General features: G+C 41.3%; 19 protein-coding genes and 5 tRNA genes. 19 read left to right on the top strand and 5 right to left on the bottom strand.

Features of this window, described 5'->3' with window-relative positions; genetic code table 11:
- The first annotated feature begins 100 nt into the window (after positions 1–100).
- Complete coding sequence (locus O6P32_RS06020; RefSeq protein ID WP_269877433.1) at positions 101–1210, top strand: OmpA family protein; 1110 nt, start codon at positions 101–103, stop codon at positions 1208–1210.
- A gap of 63 nt (positions 1211–1273) precedes the next feature.
- On the opposite strand, the gene O6P32_RS06015 is transcribed toward O6P32_RS06020, so the two are convergent.
- Positions 1274–3574, bottom strand: coding sequence for an outer membrane beta-barrel family protein (locus O6P32_RS06015; RefSeq protein WP_269877431.1), 2301 nt, complete (start codon positions 3572–3574; stop codon positions 1274–1276).
- 102 nt (positions 3575–3676) lie between these two features.
- On the opposite strand from O6P32_RS06015, the gene O6P32_RS06010 reads away from it, so the two are divergent.
- On the top strand, positions 3677–5080 hold the full coding sequence (locus O6P32_RS06010; RefSeq protein ID WP_269877430.1) for a sensor histidine kinase: 1404 nt from the start codon (positions 3677–3679) through the stop codon (positions 5078–5080).
- A gap of 59 nt (positions 5081–5139) precedes the next feature.
- Positions 5140–5832 (top strand): response regulator transcription factor, encoded by a 693-nt coding sequence (locus O6P32_RS06005; protein ID WP_178265689.1) that lies wholly within the window; start codon positions 5140–5142, stop codon positions 5830–5832.
- Positions 5833–6012: 180 nt separating this feature from the next.
- Here O6P32_RS06005 and O6P32_RS06000 read toward each other — a convergent pair whose 3' ends face one another.
- Entirely contained in the window at positions 6013–6669 is a 657-nt protein-coding gene (locus O6P32_RS06000; RefSeq protein ID WP_269877427.1) for a DUF1349 domain-containing protein, read from the bottom strand.
- On the bottom strand, positions 6666–7256 hold the full coding sequence (locus O6P32_RS05995) for a sugar O-acetyltransferase (RefSeq protein WP_269877426.1): 591 nt from the start codon (positions 7254–7256) through the stop codon (positions 6666–6668). Before O6P32_RS05995 ends, O6P32_RS06000 begins: the two co-directional genes overlap by 4 nt.
- Positions 7257–7349: 93 nt before the next feature.
- Between O6P32_RS05995 and O6P32_RS05990 the strand changes: the two genes are divergently transcribed.
- Positions 7350–8114 carry a LuxR C-terminal-related transcriptional regulator gene (locus O6P32_RS05990; RefSeq protein WP_269877425.1) on the top strand — a complete coding sequence of 255 codons (765 nt, stop codon included), beginning with the start codon at positions 7350–7352 and terminating at the stop codon, positions 8112–8114.
- Positions 8115–8220: 106 nt separating this feature from the next.
- Here the strand turns inward: O6P32_RS05990 and O6P32_RS05985 are convergent, their stop codons facing one another.
- Together O6P32_RS05985 and O6P32_RS05980 are read right to left on the bottom strand one after the other, a co-directional pair.
- The gene (locus tag O6P32_RS05985) at positions 8221–8751 is read right to left on the bottom strand and encodes a gamma carbonic anhydrase family protein (RefSeq protein WP_178265693.1); all 531 of its coding nucleotides are present in this window, start codon (positions 8749–8751) and stop codon (positions 8221–8223) included.
- Between the two features lie 20 nt (positions 8752–8771).
- Positions 8772–10550, bottom strand: a complete 1779-nt coding sequence (locus O6P32_RS05980; protein WP_269877424.1) for an aminopeptidase P family protein — start codon at positions 10548–10550, stop codon at positions 8772–8774.
- 168 nt (positions 10551–10718) lie between these two features.
- Between O6P32_RS05980 and rpsU the strand changes: the two genes are divergently transcribed.
- The 15 genes from rpsU to rplL all read left to right on the top strand — a co-directional run bounded on the left by rpsU (position 10719) and on the right by rplL (position 16962).
- Positions 10719–10910, top strand: coding sequence for a 30S ribosomal protein S21 (gene rpsU / locus O6P32_RS05975; RefSeq protein WP_178243599.1), 192 nt, complete (start codon positions 10719–10721; stop codon positions 10908–10910).
- A gap of 76 nt (positions 10911–10986) precedes the next feature.
- Positions 10987–11868, top strand: coding sequence for a tyrosine recombinase XerC (locus tag O6P32_RS05970; protein ID WP_269877423.1), 882 nt, complete (start codon positions 10987–10989; stop codon positions 11866–11868).
- 16 nt (positions 11869–11884) lie between these two features.
- On the top strand, positions 11885–12184 hold the full coding sequence (gene hpf, locus O6P32_RS05965) for a ribosome hibernation-promoting factor, HPF/YfiA family (RefSeq protein WP_178265696.1): 300 nt from the start codon (positions 11885–11887) through the stop codon (positions 12182–12184).
- Positions 12185–12274: 90 nt separating this feature from the next.
- Positions 12275–12348: transfer RNA gene (locus tag O6P32_RS05960), tRNA-Thr, on the top strand.
- Positions 12349–12380: 32 nt separating this feature from the next.
- Positions 12381–12463 (top strand) — tRNA-Tyr (locus tag O6P32_RS05955).
- A 10-nt stretch (positions 12464–12473) separates the two neighbouring features.
- Positions 12474–12546: transfer RNA gene (locus O6P32_RS05950), tRNA-Gly, on the top strand.
- A 15-nt stretch (positions 12547–12561) separates the two neighbouring features.
- Positions 12562–12633: transfer RNA gene (locus O6P32_RS05945), tRNA-Thr, on the top strand.
- 50 nt (positions 12634–12683) lie between these two features.
- On the top strand, positions 12684–13868 hold the full coding sequence (tuf, locus tag O6P32_RS05940; protein WP_007564154.1) for an elongation factor Tu: 1185 nt from the start codon (positions 12684–12686) through the stop codon (positions 13866–13868).
- Between the two features lie 53 nt (positions 13869–13921).
- A tRNA-Trp gene (locus tag O6P32_RS05935) sits at positions 13922–13994 on the top strand.
- Positions 13995–14010: 16 nt separating this feature from the next.
- Positions 14011–14205 (top strand): preprotein translocase subunit SecE, encoded by a 195-nt coding sequence (gene secE, locus O6P32_RS05930; RefSeq protein ID WP_178265697.1) that lies wholly within the window; start codon positions 14011–14013, stop codon positions 14203–14205.
- A gap of 14 nt (positions 14206–14219) precedes the next feature.
- On the top strand, positions 14220–14762 hold the full coding sequence (gene nusG / locus O6P32_RS05925) for a transcription termination/antitermination protein NusG (RefSeq protein ID WP_178265698.1): 543 nt from the start codon (positions 14220–14222) through the stop codon (positions 14760–14762).
- 58 nt (positions 14763–14820) lie between these two features.
- Complete coding sequence (rplK, locus tag O6P32_RS05920; protein ID WP_178265699.1) at positions 14821–15264, top strand: 50S ribosomal protein L11; 444 nt, start codon at positions 14821–14823, stop codon at positions 15262–15264.
- Positions 15265–15280: 16 nt separating this feature from the next.
- On the top strand, positions 15281–15979 hold the full coding sequence (rplA, locus tag O6P32_RS05915) for a 50S ribosomal protein L1 (protein ID WP_178265700.1): 699 nt from the start codon (positions 15281–15283) through the stop codon (positions 15977–15979).
- 16 nt (positions 15980–15995) lie between these two features.
- Positions 15996–16511 (top strand): 50S ribosomal protein L10, encoded by a 516-nt coding sequence (gene rplJ / locus O6P32_RS05910; protein WP_178265701.1) that lies wholly within the window; start codon positions 15996–15998, stop codon positions 16509–16511.
- Positions 16512–16584: 73 nt separating this feature from the next.
- Positions 16585–16962: a 50S ribosomal protein L7/L12 gene (gene rplL, locus O6P32_RS05905; protein ID WP_178266925.1), complete on the top strand. Its 378-nt coding sequence runs from the start codon at positions 16585–16587 to the stop codon at positions 16960–16962.
- Positions 16963–17123: the final 161 nt, after the last annotated feature.

The raw sequence follows: 17123 nt of genomic DNA, 5'->3' as shown, positions 1-17123 counted from the left end.
TGCTATAATAAAAGAATGGGGGTGGCATGAACGCCATCCCCTTTTCTTCTATTAGAGGTTTTTCTTTAATTAATAAAGTTTAATCTTAAAACCTAAATGTATGAAACAGAGACGGACACTCTTTGCTCTTGCTTTACTGTGTGGAGCAACAGCTTTTGCACAAGGTGCTTCGAATTCATCTCAAACAAAAGATGAAAGTAAGACTGAATTTACTCCCCACTGGTATATGGGAATACAAGCTGGTGCTGGATTTACCCGTGGAGAAGTCAAGACTGGAGATTTGATCTCTCCTGCTGCTGCAATCTACGGAGGCTATCAATTTACTCCTTTATGGGGTTTGCGCGCCGGTATCAGTGGATGGCAGGGAAAAGGAGCATGGGTTTCTCCCCGCCAAGATTATAAATATAATTATTTACAGGGAAATGTAGATGCAACTCTTGATTTGGGAAACCTTTTTGCAGGTTATAATGAGCATCGTGTATTTAATCCCTATGCTTTTGTGGGTGTAGGATTGAATGGAGCATTCAATAATGATGAAGCAGTAGCCTTGAATACTTCGGGATATCAGTTGGAGTATTTATGGAAGGACAATCAGTTCTCTGTGGTAGGACGTGCTGGTTTGGGAGCTAATTTGCGTTTGAGTAGCAAACTTTACTTTAATCTGGAAGTGAATGCCAATGTACTTTCTGACAAGTTTAATTCGAAAAAAGCTGGTAATGCCGATTGGCAATTCAATGCTTTGGCAGGTCTGACCTTTAAGTTTGGTAAGAAAGCAAAAGCTGCTCCGGAAGTGGTATCATATGAACCGGCTCCTGTTCAACCTGCTCCGGTAGTAGAAGAAAAAACTGAACCGGTAGTAACACAGCCGACTCCTGTAGTACAGGAAAAAGAAACAATGACTGAAAATGTCTACTTCCTTATCAATTCGGCTTCGATTCGTACATCCGAAAAAGAAAAGATAGAAAAACTGGTAGAATTTTTGCGTACACATTCAGAACTAAAAGTAAATGTATGTGGTTATGCAGATAAAAATACGGGTTATGCCGCTTACAATAAACGCCTTTCTAAAAAACGTGCAGAGGTAGTTGCCAAAGCATTGAAGGAGGCAGGTATAAGCCAGGAAAGAATAATTGTTGATTACAAAGGCGACACGGTACAGCCGTTCTCATCTCCTGAACAAAACCGTGTCAGCATTTGTGTGGTTGAATAGTTTTAGTTTAGGTTAACAGAAAAGAAGGCGTAGGGCTTGTGAAAGTCTTACGCCTTTGCTTTTTTAGGAATGTCCGAAACGGGAGGTATCAACATCCTTCACTTCTTTTTTCTTGTATCCGTTGAATTTGTAACTGAAAGAAAGTGTAAGGCTCCGGGCATACGACCTTACTTCCATATCGATATGTTGGGTGCCGCTACGGATCGTGGTCTTGGGGTTAAGCCCATTGAAAATATCCGTTCCTTTCAGTTGTAGCATGGCTTTATCGCCGGCAAAACTCCAGCGCAAAGCGCTATCCATCATCCAGAGAGGACTGATGTCGTAGTTTCCCTGAAGACCTTCACTCTGTGCAAAAGCCGAAATCTCCAGTTTGATGTTTGGCTTTTGAGAGAGAGTAAATGTATTGCTTAGATTGACAATGCCTATCCATTTTTTGTGGTCGAACGGAGCATCGAAATAATCGGAAGCTTTGGCATGCATATGCATCCCTACTAAAGTAAGCTGTGAGTTCAGCCAGTTTCCGGCCTTGAATGGAAGCACACTCACTATTTTGAATTTACTGCTGTAATCCCAATTCCGGAAATTGTAGATTGCTTTCAGTTGGCTGGAGTCCAGATAAAGCATTTGCTGGAAAAAGTCGGGCATATAGTCATAGCCTACCTGGAAAATATATTTGCTTTTTAATATATAGCTCAGTTGGGTAGAATAGACCGTATACGGACGTAAGTACATATTACCCTGCGATTCGGTGTAACTACTCATATATCCGGTAGCCCCACTCAGCGTCCAATAATCGGGATAAGTTTTGTCCGAACTGAATGTAAGCTGAAAGATATGTTGAGGTGAATACACGTAACTCAGTTGAAGAGTAGGGTAGACTGCCCACTTTTTATATTCCTCCATTTGATAATACTCTACGGCAGCCGAAGCACTCAACGACCATTGTGGATTAAAACTCTTGTCGAAACCGGCATACAGATTATAGGTATATTCATCAATACCGCTTTCTGTATTCCGGTCGCTCATATCTTGGCCTGATTCATAAAGCTGGCGGTTGCGATTGCTTACATAGTTAAGAGCCGTACCGTAATTCAATGTCCATCCTTTCGAGAGGGAGTGTGACTGGTCGGCATATACATTCCAACGCTCGATACGTTGGTTGGTACGGTTTATAAAACGGATGTCGTTTCCTTCTCCTGAAATTTCTTGAAAGTCTTGTACTCCGTCGGATGTGAAATAAGTATAGTTGACTCCGGTTTTCAAGCCAAACGAAGCCGTGTAGTCGAGCGCAATATTGTGCATCTGACTCTCGTCCCTGCTTGTACTGTGGGCATCAGACAAATTCCCCCTTGTGTATGTGTTTTGTTTGTCATTCGGGCTAAGTTGAGAAGTATAAGCTAGGCCTAACTGATTCTTGTCATTGGGTTTGTAAGTGATGCCGGTACGTAGAGTATGCGACGGTTTGTCTCCTGCTCCCGTCATATATTGTTCCATGTTGTACACTTTCCCTTGTACAGTATGTTTGGTAATCAGGTCCAAATCCTGCCGTTCGTGTCGGTTTGCTGCAAAATTATACATCACATCGGCATCTATCTTTTGCGAAGTATAAGCCAAAGCCAATCCGCCTTCTCCGCTCGCCTTTTCTTTTTGCAGGTATGCACCGTGTACTTCTCCCTGTATATTGCTGCCTTCTTCGGCTTTATACCCTTTCAGTACGATGTTGATAGCCGCGCCGCGCACGTGAAGTTGCGGAGGTGCACTATACATCACCTCAGCTTTTTCCACGCGCGAAGCCGGCATTCCCTTTAAGAGAGTAATAATCTGGTCTTGCGTCATCGTCGACGGTTTCCCATTCAGAATAAGGACAGGAGTGGAAGTTCCTGCCAGTGTCAGTGTTTCATTTTGTTCCAATACTCCAGGCAATTCTTTGATGCAGTCGTATGCACTGCTCACCAGTTTGTTTTTTATCAGCTGAGGCATGTCGTAGCTCAGTCGGCTACCCTCGACCTTTACTACAGGACGCTCTCCCTTTACCACTACTTCTCCCAAAGCATAATCTTTAGGCTGTAAGGTAAAGACTCCTGCTTCTTCTCCCCGGCCTTCTTTCTGTAGTGTCTGGTACAGAATATGCTGGATGATAAGCCGGTATTGACTTAAAGTATGATTCAGGAGAAAACTTCCTTCCTTATCGGTGATGGTTGCATCCACAAAAACGGAGTCTGGTGTTTGCAATACTACGGTAGCTCCATCTACAGGTTGCCCATCGGTATTGACTACTTTTCCATGTATGGTTTGTGCTGTGACTGTTCCGATGCTTGCAGCAATACAAAGTAACAATGTGACAAGAAAATTCTGCTTTTTCATATTGATTCGTTTTTTTTCTCTATCTTCGACGAGACAAAGATAAAGAGCCTTTTCTATTTTATAGGTTAAGGCAAGGTTAACGTTACGTTAAGGAGAAGAGAGATGAAGATGAATCATATTCGCTGGATAGCCATTGTAGGACTGATTGCCATTGTAGAACTGCAATATGTATGGCTGGTCAATACCTATAAGTTGACTAAAGAAAGCCTGCAGGCTAAGAATAATGAAGTCTTTCGTGATGCAACTCTGGAAGAAGTGTTCTACCGTTTGGACCAATGGAGAAAAGAGCATGGTGATACGGTGACCAGTATGCGAGTTGATTTGGATGCAGGTTTGAAAGGAGATACCTTGCCCCGTGATGCATTACAGAACAATGCCAGCGGATGGCTGATGCAGAACATTCATATTGCTTTTCAGGAGGCTTATCTTAAGAAGTTTAAGCAAGATGTACACTTGTCGGCACTCGATTCTATTTATACAAATATTTTCGATTCGATAGGCATACCTGCAAAGGTGCGTTCGTGTATAGTCGATTCTATGGGTAATGTACTTCGTTCTTCTGTGACGGGCGACTTCCCTTCTTATGCTTTACTGAAGACAGAAAAAGTTCCGATTGATTTTGATGGCCAGCGTTTCCTGCAAGGAGCCATCGTCAATCCGTATTGGGTTATCTTTCAGCGTATGACTTTGCTGCTTATCGCAACAGTCTTGATTATGATTCTGGTCATTGGGTGCATTGTCTATCAGATACGGATTATTATCCGGCAAGACAAGATTGCCAAACTGCGTGAGGACTTTTCGTATGCCATGATTCACGATATGAAGACGCCTCTGAGTTCTATATTGATGGGTACGCAGATCTTAGAGACCGGACGACTGGACAGCCAGCCTGAAAAGAAAGCACGCTATTTCCGTATTCTAAAGGAAGAAGGAGAACATTTACTTCATCTTACCAATAAAGTACTGACTTTGTCGAAACTGGAAAATCATCAGTTGAAGTTGCAGAAAGAATACTGCGATTTGCAGCGGATACTTGAGGGATTGGCTGATAAATATGCGGCAAAATCAGTCAAGCCGATTCGTTACAGCTGGCAGTTGGAGGAGAAGACGGTATATGCCGATGAGGAGTTTCTGGAAGAGGCTTTGAGTAATTTGATAGACAATGCAGTGAAATATTCCGGTGAAGAAGTGGAAATAGCATTCTCTTCAGGAAAGGCAACGGATGGTTACATCTATATCAAAGTGCGTGACAATGGATTCGGTATTCCGTTGAAAGACCAGAGCCGGATATTCGAAAAATACGAACGTTCGTACGCTGCATTACAAACCCGAAGTGGGGGAGCTACCGGATTCGGTTTGGGACTGAACTATGTATTTCGGGTGATGGAGGCGCACAAAGGTAGAGTGGAGGTGGAAAGTATTGAGGGAGAATACAGTGAATTTACGCTTCTCCTTCCGCAGCTCAAACCGGAAACTTCCAGAGAAGCGACTGACGCTACAGAATAAAAGCGGATGTTGCATGGGGATAAAATAGAAGAATGTATAACAAAATAAAACCTGATTCTATGATAAGACTACTCTTGGTAGAAGACGATGCTAATCTGTGCTATATTATTCAAGGCGGACTGGAAGATATGATTGGAGGATATGAAGTCACTACTGCTGCCAATGGCGAGGAAGGATTACGCGTGTGGCGTGAGCAGAAGCCCGATGTCATTGTATCGGATATCGAAATGCCGGTAATGGACGGGTACGAAATGGTACGCCGTATTAGGGAAACCGACGGAGATACTCCTATCCTTTTTACTTCGGGACGTGTCTCTCCCAAAGACGTGGTGATGGGATATGAACTGGGGGTGAACAATTATATCAAGAAACCTTTTCTTGCCGAAGAGCTGAATGCACATATTACGGCTTTATTGAAACTGACGAGAGGAACAGGACATACGGCACACGGAAACGTGTTTCATATTGGGGAGTTGTTTACGTTCGATGCGGAGAAACAGATGCTTTACGATGTGCGGGGAGAAGAAAAAAGCCTTACACAGCGTGAGGCAAAACTCTTGCGGATGCTGTGTGAGCAGAAGGGAGAGGTGGTAAAGCGGGAACAGATTCTAGCCCGTTTATGGGATACGGAAGACGATTACTTTGCATCACGTAGCCTTGATGTATTTGTGTCGCGCTTGCGTAAACTGTTTGCAGCCGATGAAACAGTTCAGATAAAAACTGTCAAAGGAGTAGGATTGATGCTGGTATAAGAAAAGTCGCAGTATACGATTAAATGCTTTGCCAGTCCTTACAGGTAATGAGTCAGTTTTTTCCTTGAAATGAGTGCAGTACTTTCTAGTGATGAGTGCAGTATTTACCTGAAAGGACTGGCGAGTATTTTTGTTGCATGAGTTGTTCTTACTTCAATGCTTAGCTTCACAACATGGTTGTTATTGTGCTTCTTGATTCTTTTTCAGCCACTCCAGTCGTCGAAGGTCTGGTAAATGTGTTACTTTGAAATGTTCGAATTTTGCATTGAAGCCTTTTCCATCCGGACTGGCTCCCATTACTCCAACCATTACGGGAGTATTGTCTTGCAGCCATGCGTTGCGCATCATGGTATAGTTTTTGTCATCGAACGAATAGAAAATTTCCACAGCATCCAGCCGGCGGACTGCTTTAATCCAGATGTAAGGAACAGGTTTGTCTAAAGCAATTACACTCCAGTCACTCGTTTTGTGAGTTACTACAGTGCTGAGGTTGAATTTTCCGTCAACGAATTCAATACCGGTCTTGATGTAGTTTTCGTGGTCGATACGGAGCATCAGACCAGCCTGGTCGAACCGGGCTTGATAATCGCCTGTGATTTTTACTTTTACTTCAAATTCTCCTCCATAAGTAGAGTAGTAGAAAGGAGCATCATCTACAGTGAAGCCGTAGTGTGAAATACGCCAATAGTCACTCTGTGGAGTTACAAACATTGACAAGGTGTTGTCTTTTATTTCCCACTGTTCAGGTTCATTAAACCATTGCATTTTTTCTAATGTCTGTGCGGATGCACTTTGTACGCTTAAAAAAGCAAACAAACCTAAAAGAATTTTTTTCATACTAATTTATATTTGTTTTTATCTTCTTCTGTGAGGGTACGGATTACTTTACAAGGATTGCCAACTGCCAGAGAATTGTCTGGAATGTCTTTGTTTACTACACTGCCAGCTCCAATTACACAGTTGTTTCCTATGCTGACTCCGGGAAGCACGCATACATTTGCCCCTATCCATACATTATTTCCTACTCGGATGGGATAGGCATATTCCAGTCCTTGGTTTCGCTGCGTTACATCCAAAGGGTGTCCCGCTGTATAAAAGCCGCAATGAGGTGCAATAAATACATTGTCTCCAAAATGGATTTTAGCGCCATCAAGCATTACGCAATTCACGTTGACATAGAAGTTTTCTCCTATTTCTATGTTATATCCATAGTCGCAATAGAAAGGCTGTTCGATCAGAAAGTTCTGACCTGTCTTTCCGAATAGCTTACGGATGAGTTGCTGTCGTTCGGCTTTTCGAGAAGGGCGTAATTGATTGTACTCATAACACATATCTTTGCAGATATCACGTTCGGCAAGAAGTTCTACGTCATAGTTCGCATCATATAACTCACCTCTTTGGGCTTTTTCTTTTTCTGTACTCATGTGTTTTGTCTATTTTACTTACATTTGCAAAAGTAGAGGTTTGTGTCAGGGTGAACAATACTTAAAAATAACCATTTTGTCTTCTTCTGTGATATGGATATAAGGAAGAAACTTAGCAATGAATTGTTGAATCAGGAATTTATTCAGGAGAACTGCAGCGATACCCGATTGAATCAGTTCCGCCAGATAGCCGCAGGATATGCAACAACCGAAAATGTGATTGCTGTATTGAGTGATATGCAGGCTAATACAAGTTATTTATATTATGGTGGGATAGCAGAGACATTGGGAATGGGTAAACGGGGCGACTCTAAAATTCTTCATTCTATTTGGGAAGAGGAAATTTTTGCTCGTATTCATCCCGATGATTTATTGGACAAACATTTACAGGAACTCCGCTTTTTCCAGTTCTTGAAAGGTTTGCCCGAAGGGAAACGTACAGATTATTATATAGATAGCCGGATACGGATGCGTAATGCACAAGGTACTTATGTATGGGTGAGGCATCGGATGTATTATGTGGCTACCCATGCCAATGGTAATGTCTGGCTGGCTCTTTGTCTGTATGGTTTCTCGCCGGATTCTTCTTTTAACTGTATGGTGATTAATTCGGTAGACGGTACAATGACTGAATGGGATAAAGAAACGTGCAAGGGATTGCTTTCCAAGCGGGAAAAAGAAATATTACTGTTGATAGAAGAAGGGAAAAGCAGCAAGGAGATAGCAGAAACTTTATCCATTAGTGTGAATACAGTGAATCGCCACCGGCAGAATATTCTTGAGAAGTTGCAGGTGGACAACTCGATGCAGGCTTGCCGGACAGCTAGAGAATTAAAGCTTTTATTTCTTGACAGATAAATCGTGTAGCCGAAATGAAAAAAGAAAGAGACCATCTCAAAAAACGATTTGAGATGGTCTTGTATCATTAGATAGGGTATTATAACAGTATTCTATATAGGCAAGACTATTTGTCTTTGTCTTCTTCTTTAAACCAGGATGCATACATCAGATAGCCATTGGCAATCTTCTGGTTTAACTCCTTGCTTTGTTGTGGATCAACTTTTTTGATGAATTTAGCCGGTACACCTCCCCATAGGGTATGAGGTTCTATGACAGTATTGGCCAAAACTAAAGCGCCGGCAGCCACAATGGCACCTTCACCTACCACTGCATGGTCAAGTAAAGTAGAGCCCATACCAATTAAGGCATTGTCTCTGACGCTTGCACCATGTAAAGTAACATTATGTCCAATGGAAACGTCATTACCTATTTCTATTGTTGATTTTTCATATAATGTATGAAGAACGGTTCCGTCTTGAATGTTTACTCTGTCGCCAATACGGATGGAGTTAACATCTCCACGCAGCACTGTATTGAACCATATGCTGCAATCACGTCCCATAACGATGTCGCCTATAAGAGTCGCGTTATCGGCAAGGTAACAGTTCTCGCCGATTTGAGGGGTAAACCCTCTTACTGATTTGATTAGAGCCATATTAAGTATATAGTATAAGTTTATAAAGCACTGGTTGCATTCTCCAGCCAAATTCGTTCTTCCGGAGAAAGCAATGGACTAAGTTCTTTGTATACACGGGTGTGGTAGTTGTTGAGCCATTGGATTTCATCGCCTGTCATCATTTCTTTGCAAATAGTTTCTTTATCTATTGGGCAGAGAGTCAGTGGTTCAAAACGGTAGAAAGCTCCAAAGGAGGTTTCATTGTCTTTTACCACAAGCATGGTGTTTTCGGTGCGTATGCCATATTCTCCGCTGCGGTAAATGCCGGGCTCGTTGGTAATGGTCATTCCTGGAAGGAGAGGAGAAGGCATGTGGTTCATGCGGATTTGGTGTGGACCCTCGTGTACGTTCAGGAAATGTCCGACCCCATGCCCGGTACCATGTCCGTAGTTGATACCTGCTTTCCACATATACTGACGAGCCAGTACATCGAGCTGGGTACCGCATGTTCCATGTGGAAATACCGCTTGCGATAAAGCGATGAATCCTTTTAATACCAAAGTGTAATCTATCTTTTGTTGCTGGCTCACAGCTCCTAATGCAATTGTACGTGTGATGTCAGTCGTTCCGTCCATATATTGTCCGCCACTATCCAGAAGCAGAAGTCCTTCGGGTTTTAAAGGGATATCTGTATCGGGAGTAGCTTCGTAATGCACGATGGCACCATGCTGTTGGTAACCGGCAATGGTATCGAAGCTGATTCCTTTGAATAGAGCCTGTTCATTACGGAACTCATATAGCTTGTTACTGATACTGATTTCACTTTCACTACCTTGCTGTACAGCCTCTTTAATCCATCTCAAAAATCTGACCATAGCTACTCCATCCCGTTTCATGGCTTGGTGTATGCCTGATATTTCTGTATCGTTTTTAACAGCTTTCAGATAAACGACAGGAGAAACCTCTTGTAGTATATGTGTAGCAGATGAGGCTGCCTGATAGAGTGCATAATTGGTAGAAGGGGATAACTGGATATTTTTCTCCTTATAGTTTGATAAGTCGGATATTATATCCTTGTAATCTTTGATGATAATGTTATTCTGTTGTAAATACTCCGTCAATTCATCGGTAAGCTTCTTGGGAGAAATGTAAAGTGTAGCCTGCCTGTTGGTAATCAGTAAATAACTTACAAATACAGGATTGCAATGTACGTCATTTCCTCTTAAGTTGAGTGTCCAGGCTATTTCGTCGAGAGCAGATAAAAGAAGTCCTTCGGTGTGTTTCTGTTGTAAGAGCTCCTGTATTTGTAATATTTTATGCTGGCAGGGAACTCCTGCGTATTCGAGTGGTAGAATAAATATAGGATTCTCTGGGATAGATGGACGATTTTCCCATATAGAAGTAAATGGATCTTCAGTAGAAATAAGAGTGAGCTGGTGTGTGAGCAATTGTTTGCTGAGATTTTCTACTGTAGAAATGCTGTTTACCCATCCGTCTATACCTATTTTACTGCCAGCCTGTAGCTTTTCTCCCAGCCATTCTGCTATAGACGGAGTAGAAGAAAGCCCTTCCTTTTGTAAATCAATGCCTGTTCCATTCAGTTGCTCTTCTGCCTGGAGAAAATAACGGGAATCGGTCCATAATCCACCTTCTTTCTCTGTTATTACTAATGTTCCGGCAGATCCGGTAAAGCCAGACAGCCATTTTCTGGCTTCCCAATGTTCCGGTACATATTCTCCTGCATGTGGGTCGGTACTGGGAATAATAAAAGCGTTGATTTGTTTTTTTTGCATGAAGCGTCGCAGGGAGGCGATTCTTTCTTTTATTGTATCTTTCATATTGATATTGTCTTAAAAAAAGTTGTATTGACCAGACAAAGATAGTATTTCTGTGTAATTATCAAGAAAATGTGTTGGAAAGTTTTGTAAATAAAGAAAGTATGTGTAATTTTGCACCGCAATTTGACTGCAAATAATTAATTAACAACATATTTTAATTTTAAAAACATGATTGTAGTTCCAGTAAAAGAAGGCGAAAACATTGAAAAAGCGCTGAAAAAGTTCAAAAGAAAATTTGAAAAAACAGGTGTTGTGAAAGAATTGAGAAGCAGACAGCAGTATGATAAACCGTCTGTTTTGAAAAGACTGAAAATGGAACGTGCCGTTTACGTTCAGAAAATGCAACAAGTAGAAGAGTAATAATTCTGCAAAATTTCTTGAATTATTGATTTCTTTTTCATAAATTCGTTGCTGACATTAAAAGGCGATGTTTCTTATGTTGAAAGAATCTTTTTTGGAGTATCTTGAACTTGAGAAGAATTATTCCGATAAAACAGTGGTAGGCTATGAGTTGGATCTTCGTGAGTTTGAAGAATACTTAAAGGGGGTGAGCGAAGATTTGGATTTGCTTGCTGTAGATGCGGATTTGATACGCGGCTGGGTTGTCAGCTTGATGGATCGTGGTTTTGCTTCTACGTCGGTAAATCGGAAGCTGAGTTCGCTCCGGTCGTTTTATCGCTACCTTTTAAAAAGAGGATATGTGACGGCGGATCCTGTTGCAAAAGTACAGGGGCCGAAGGTTAAAAAGCCGTTGCCTGTTTTTGTGAAGGAGGCTGATATGGATCGATTGCTGGATCAGACGGATTTTGGCTCTGGATTTGAAGGAGTGCGGGATCGTTTAATTATAGAGATGTTTTATCTGACAGGAATGCGTCGGTCTGAATTGGTTAATCTGAGAGATGGGGATGTCGATTTTTCGGCTTGTGTGATAAAAGTGACAGGAAAAAGAAATAAGCAGCGCTTGATTCCTTTTGCGGAGCAATTAAAGGAAGATTTGTTGCTTTATCTTTCGTTGAGAAATGAAATTTGTGCTGGGGTGTGTGAAGCGTTTTTTGTCCGGAAGGATGGGCGGATGCTGACTCCGACGGCAGTATACCTTTTAGTAAAGCGTAACCTTGCAAAAGTTGTTACATTAAAGAAGAAGAGTCCTCATGTTTTGCGGCATTCATTCGCAACTTCGATGTTGAATCATGATGCGGAAATTGAAGCTGTAAAGGAATTGTTGGGACATGAAAATTTAATGGCAACAGAGATTTATACACATACAACTTTTGAAGAGTTGAAAAAAGTTTATGAACAAGCTCATCCCCGAGCGTAAAGAAAAGGAGGTATTTATGGAAGTAAGAATTCAATCAATTCATTTCGATGCGTCTGAAAAGCTAGAAGGCTTTATTCAAAAGAAAGCAGAAAAGCTCGAGAAGTTTTGTGATAATATAAAGAAAGTAGAGGTGTCTTTAAAAGTTGTAAAACCTGAAACAGCTATGAATAAAGAGGCTGGGGTGCGTGTTTTGGCGCTGAATACAGAGTTTTACGCTGAAAAAATAAGTGATACATTCGAAGAATCGATAGATGTGTGCATGGATGCGCTTTCCAAGCAGTTGTTGAAAGCAAAAGAAAAACAACAAGGAAAATAAAAAAATGCACGATTTATTTTGTGATTAAAAAATAATATCTAACTTTGCAGCCGCTAAGTTATGAAAATAGCTTTGGTTGCAAAGTTTCTTGCCTCTTTAGCTCAGTTGGCCAGAGCACGTGATTTGTAATCTCGGGGTCGTTGGTTCGAATCCGACAAGAGGCTCGAAGAAGATGATACTATGGTCTTTGAAAGTGGGGCAAATACCAGAGTGGCCAAATGGGGCAGACTGTAAATCTGCTGGCTTACGCCTTCGGTGGTTCGAATCCATCTTTGCCCACTTTTGATTTGCGGAAGTAGCTCAGTTGATAGAGCATTAGCCTTCCAAGCTGAGGGTCGCGGGTTTGAGTCCCGTCTTCCGCTCTTTTTTCTTCTTTTGCTGTTATAGCTCAGCGGTAGAGCACTTCCTTGGTAAGGAAGAGGTCCCGGGTTCAAGTCCCGGTAACAGCTCGTGGATTTGTAAAGCTGATTATTAATCAAAATAAATAACAAGTAAAGCTATGGCTAAAGAGAAATTTGAACGTTCGAAACCGCACGTTAACATTGGTACTATTGGTCACGTTGACCACGGTAAAACCACTTTGACTGCTGCCATCACAACTGTATTGGCAAAGAAAGGTCTTTCTGAATTGCGTTCTTTCGATTCAATCGATAACGCTCCTGAAGAAAAAGAAAGAGGTATCACTATTAACACTTCTCACGTAGAATATCAGACTGCTAACCGTCACTATGCTCACGTAGACTGCCCGGGACACGCTGACTACGTTAAGAACATGGTTACTGGTGCTGCTCAGATGGATGGTGCTATCATCGTAGTTGCTGCTACTGATGGTCCTATGCCTCAGACTCGTGAACACATCTTGTTGGCTCGTCAGGTAAACGTTCCTCGTCTGGTTGTATTCTTGAACAAATGCGACATGGTTGATGACGAAGAAATGTTGGAATTGGTTGAAATGGAAATGCGTGAATTGTTGTCATTCTATGACTTCGATGGCGATAATACTCCTATCATCCGTGGTTCTGCTTTGGGTGCATTGAACGGTGTTCCTCAGTGGGAAGAAAAAGTAATGGAATTGATGGATGCAGTTGATAACTGGATTCCTCTGCCTCCGCGTGATGTAGATAAACCATTCTTGATGCCGGTTGAAGACGTATTCTCAATCACTGGTCGTGGTACAGTTGCTACTGGTCGTATCGAAGCTGGTGTGATCAAAGTTGGTGATGAAGTTGAAATCTTGGGTCTTGGTGAAGATAAGAAATCAGTTGTTACTGGTGTTGAAATGTTCCGCAAATTGTTGGATCAGGGTGAAGCTGGTGATAACGTTGGTTTGTTGCTTCGTGGTATCGACAAGAATGAAATCAAACGTGGTATGATTTTGTGTCACCCGGGTCAGGTTAAAGCTCACTCTAAATTCAAAGCTGAGGTTTATATCTTGAAGAAAGAAGAAGGTGGTCGTCATACTCCATTCCATAACAAATATCGTCCTCAGTTCTATCTGCGTACTATGGACTGTACAGGTGAAATCACTTTGCCGGAAGGAACAGACATGGTAATGCCGGGTGATAACGTAACTATCAACGTAGAGTTGATCTATCCGGTTGCATTGAACGTAGGTTTGCGTTTCGCTATCCGTGAAGGTGGACGTACTGTAGGTGCTGGTCAGATTACTGAACTTCTTGACTAATATTTGTCATTGAAATAAATATTATAGTTCCCGATTTTTCGGGAACTATTTTTACGGGAATAGCTCAGTTGGTAGAGCATCGGTCTCCAAAACCGAGTGTCGGGAGTTCGAGCCTCTCTTCCCGTGCTAATATTAAATGAATATGTTTAAAAAGATAACGAATTATTGTAAAGAATCTTATGACGAATTAGTCCATAAAGTATCATGGCCGACTCGTTCAGAACTTTCTAGTAGTGCAGTAGTTGTTTTATATGCTTCCCTACTTATTGCACTCGTTGTTTTTCTTATGGATTCTGCCTTCCGGTTTATCATGGAAGACGTTATCTATCCGCACTAATAAACAGTTGAAAAATGTCTGAGATTGAAAAAAAATGGTACGTACTTCGTGCTGTAAGTGGTAAAGAATCTAAGGTTAAGGAGTATGTTGAAGCAGAGATGCGCAATACTGACCTTGGTGAATACGTGTCTCAGGTGTTGATTCCTACTGAAAAAGTTTATCAGGTTCGCAATGGTAAAAAAATTGTGAAGGAAAGAAGTTATCTTCCAGGTTATGTCTTGGTAGAGGCTGCTTTGGTAGGCGAAGTTGCTCATCATTTGAGAAATATTACTAACGTAATTGGTTTCTTAGGTGGACAAGAGCATCCAGTTCCTCTGAGACAATCAGAAGTGAATCGAATACTGGGTACGGTTGATGAACTCCAGGAGGTGAGTGAGGATACTAACATTCCTTATACCGTAGGAGAAACAGTGAAAGTTAGCGTAGGACCCTTTAGCGGATTCAGTGGTGTCATTGAGGAAGTTAGTGCGGAAAAACGCAAGCTGAAAGTAATGGTCAAAATATTCGGACGGAAAACTCCGTTGGAATTAGGCTTTACGGATGTAGAAAAGGAATAATGCATTTTGTTACGTGTGTTATTCTGTTCGTTGATTATTTATATTAAATTTTAAGAAAATGGCTAAAGAAGTTGCTGGACTAATCAAATTACAGATTAAAGGAGGCGCTGCAAATCCATCACCTCCCGTTGGACCTGCTTTGGGTTCTAAGGGTATTAATATCATGGAGTTTTGCAAGCAATTCAACGCCAGAACCCAGGACAAGGCAGGTAAAGTATTGCCTGTTATCATTACCTACTACACAGACAAGTCTTTTGATTTTGTAATCAAAACTCCTCCTGTAGCTATTCAGTTGCTCGAGGCTGCTAAGATTAAGAGTGGTTCTGCTGAACCTAATCGTAAGAAAGTTGCTGAACTTACTTGGGATCAGATTCGTACTATCGCTCAGGATAAGTTGGTTGACTTGAACTGCTTTACTATCGAAGCTGCTATGACAATGGTAGCTGGAACAGCTAGAAGTATGGGTATCGCTGTAAAAGGTGACTTCCCGGGTAATAACTAATTAACTTCAATTAATAATGGGTAAACTGACAAAAAATCAAAAGTTGGCTGCAGAAAAAATTGAAGCAGGGAAAGCATACTCACTGAAAGAAGCTGCTCAGCTTGTAAAAGATATTACTTTTACTAAGTTTGATGCTTCATTAGATATTGACGTACGTTTAGGTGTAGACCCTCGTAAGGCTAACCAGATGGTAAGAGGTGTTGTTTCTCTTCCTCATGGTACAGGTAAGCAGGTAAGAGTGCTTGTTCTGTGTACACCGGATGCTGAAGCTGCTGCAAAAGAAGCTGGCGCTGACTATGTTGGTCTTGATGAATATATTGAAAAGATCAAAGGTGGATGGACTGATATTGATGTAATCATCACTATGCCGTCTATCATGGGTAAGATCGGTGCTCTGGGTCGTGTACTCGGTCCTCGTGGATTGATGCCGAATCCTAAGAGTGGCACTGTAACTATGGATGTAGCTAAGGCTGTTAAGGAAGTTAAGCAAGGTAAGATTGACTTTAAAGTTGATAAGAGCGGTATCGTTCATACTTCAATTGGTAAGGTTTCTTTCACTGCTGACCAGATCCGTGAAAATGCGAAAGAATTTATCGCTACTATCATTAAACTGAAACCAACTACAGCTAAGGGTACTTATATTAAGAGTATTTATCTTTCAAGTACTATGAGTAAGGGTATTAAGATTGACCCTAAAACAGTAGAAGAAATCTAATTATTAAGGAGGAATCATGAGAAAGGAAGATAAAGGCGTAATTATAAGTCAATTGGCTGATACTATTAAGCAATACGGACATTTCTACTTGATTGACACTACTGCAATGGATGCAGCTAAAACTAGTGAATTGAGAAGAAAATGTTTTAAGGCTGGTATTAAGCTGGTAGTTGTGAAGAACTCTTTGCTTCACAAGGCTCTGATGGGCATGGATGTTGACTATTCTCCATTGTTTGATTCTTTGAAAGGTACAACTTCAGTAATGTTCTGCGAAACTGCGAACGCTCCTGCTAAGTTGTTGAAAGAATACAAAGATGGTGTTCCTGCATTGAAGGCTGCTTATGCAGAAGAAGGATTCTATGTAGGTGCTGATCAACTCGAAGCTCTCGCAACAATTAAGAGTAAGAACGAAGTTATCGCAGATATCGTGGCATTGCTGCAGTCTCCTGCGAAGAACGTTATCTCAGCTCTTCAATCAGGTGGAAATACTATTCATGGTGTGCTTAAAACTTTGGGCGAACGCGCTGAATAATTTTACACTGATTACAAAGAATAATAAAAAACTTTACATTCAATTAGTAACAAACAATTAAAATCATACAAAAATGGCAGATTTGAAAGCTTTTGCAGAACAATTAGTTAACTTGACAGTAAAAGAAGTTAATGAACTTGCAACTATCCTTAAAGAAGAATACGGTATTGAACCTGCTGCTGCAGCTGTAGCTGTTGCTGCTGGTCCTGCTGCAGGTGCTGCAGCTGCTGCTGAAGAAAAAACTTCATTCGATGTAGTTTTGAAGAGCGCAGGTGCTGCTAAATTGCAGGTTGTTAAAGCCGTTAAAGAAGCTTGTGGTCTTGGCTTGAAAGAAGCAAAAGACATGGTTGACGGTGCTCCTAGCGTAGTTAAAGAAGGTTTGGCTAAAGACGAAGCTGAATCTTTGAAGAAAGTTTTGGAAGAAGCTGGAGCTGAAGTTGAGCTTAAATAAGATTATCCTGTAAATCAGGTAGTTCGGTTAAGAATCCTCTTTAGAGGGGATTCTTAACCTTTTTGCGTCTATATTAAGTTGACAGGGTTATACAGATTAAATTGACTGATTTCTTCTCTTATATGTCGTCAATTCTGTGTTTTTCCCTATAACAATAAAAA

The organism is Phocaeicola acetigenes (assembly GCF_027529745.1).
Classification (GTDB): domain Bacteria; phylum Bacteroidota; class Bacteroidia; order Bacteroidales; family Bacteroidaceae; genus Phocaeicola; species Phocaeicola acetigenes.
This window is presented reverse-complemented; position numbering and strand designations above follow the sequence as displayed.

What these genes read in the sequence shown, in the direction of transcription:
- secE (WP_178265697.1), top strand. Translation starts at nt 14,011, where the DNA reads ATGTTTAAAAAGATAACGAATTATTGTAAAGAATCTTATGACGAATTA.
- rplK (WP_178265699.1), top strand. Translation starts at nt 14,821, where the DNA reads ATGGCTAAAGAAGTTGCTGGACTAATCAAATTACAGATTAAAGGAGGC.
- nusG (WP_178265698.1), top strand. Translation starts at nt 14,220, where the DNA reads ATGTCTGAGATTGAAAAAAAATGGTACGTACTTCGTGCTGTAAGTGGT.
- O6P32_RS06005 (WP_178265689.1), top strand. Translation starts at nt 5,140, where the DNA reads ATGATAAGACTACTCTTGGTAGAAGACGATGCTAATCTGTGCTATATT.
- rplA (WP_178265700.1), top strand. Translation starts at nt 15,281, where the DNA reads ATGGGTAAACTGACAAAAAATCAAAAGTTGGCTGCAGAAAAAATTGAA.
- hpf (WP_178265696.1), top strand. Translation starts at nt 11,885, where the DNA reads ATGGAAGTAAGAATTCAATCAATTCATTTCGATGCGTCTGAAAAGCTA.
- O6P32_RS05985 (WP_178265693.1), bottom strand. Translation starts at nt 8,751, where the DNA reads ATGGCTCTAATCAAATCAGTAAGAGGGTTTACCCCTCAAATCGGCGAG.
- O6P32_RS06000 (WP_269877427.1), bottom strand. Translation starts at nt 6,669, where the DNA reads ATGAAAAAAATTCTTTTAGGTTTGTTTGCTTTTTTAAGCGTACAAAGT.
- tuf (WP_007564154.1), top strand. Translation starts at nt 12,684, where the DNA reads ATGGCTAAAGAGAAATTTGAACGTTCGAAACCGCACGTTAACATTGGT.
- rpsU (WP_178243599.1), top strand. Translation starts at nt 10,719, where the DNA reads ATGATTGTAGTTCCAGTAAAAGAAGGCGAAAACATTGAAAAAGCGCTG.
- O6P32_RS05995 (WP_269877426.1), bottom strand. Translation starts at nt 7,256, where the DNA reads ATGAGTACAGAAAAAGAAAAAGCCCAAAGAGGTGAGTTATATGATGCG.
- O6P32_RS05980 (WP_269877424.1), bottom strand. Translation starts at nt 10,550, where the DNA reads ATGAAAGATACAATAAAAGAAAGAATCGCCTCCCTGCGACGCTTCATG.
- O6P32_RS06015 (WP_269877431.1), bottom strand. Translation starts at nt 3,574, where the DNA reads ATGAAAAAGCAGAATTTTCTTGTCACATTGTTACTTTGTATTGCTGCA.
- rplJ (WP_178265701.1), top strand. Translation starts at nt 15,996, where the DNA reads ATGAGAAAGGAAGATAAAGGCGTAATTATAAGTCAATTGGCTGATACT.
- O6P32_RS05970 (WP_269877423.1), top strand. Translation starts at nt 10,987, where the DNA reads ATGTTGAAAGAATCTTTTTTGGAGTATCTTGAACTTGAGAAGAATTAT.
- O6P32_RS06020 (WP_269877433.1), top strand. Translation starts at nt 101, where the DNA reads ATGAAACAGAGACGGACACTCTTTGCTCTTGCTTTACTGTGTGGAGCA.
- O6P32_RS06010 (WP_269877430.1), top strand. Translation starts at nt 3,677, where the DNA reads ATGAAGATGAATCATATTCGCTGGATAGCCATTGTAGGACTGATTGCC.
- O6P32_RS05990 (WP_269877425.1), top strand. Translation starts at nt 7,350, where the DNA reads ATGGATATAAGGAAGAAACTTAGCAATGAATTGTTGAATCAGGAATTT.
- rplL (WP_178266925.1), top strand. Translation starts at nt 16,585, where the DNA reads ATGGCAGATTTGAAAGCTTTTGCAGAACAATTAGTTAACTTGACAGTA.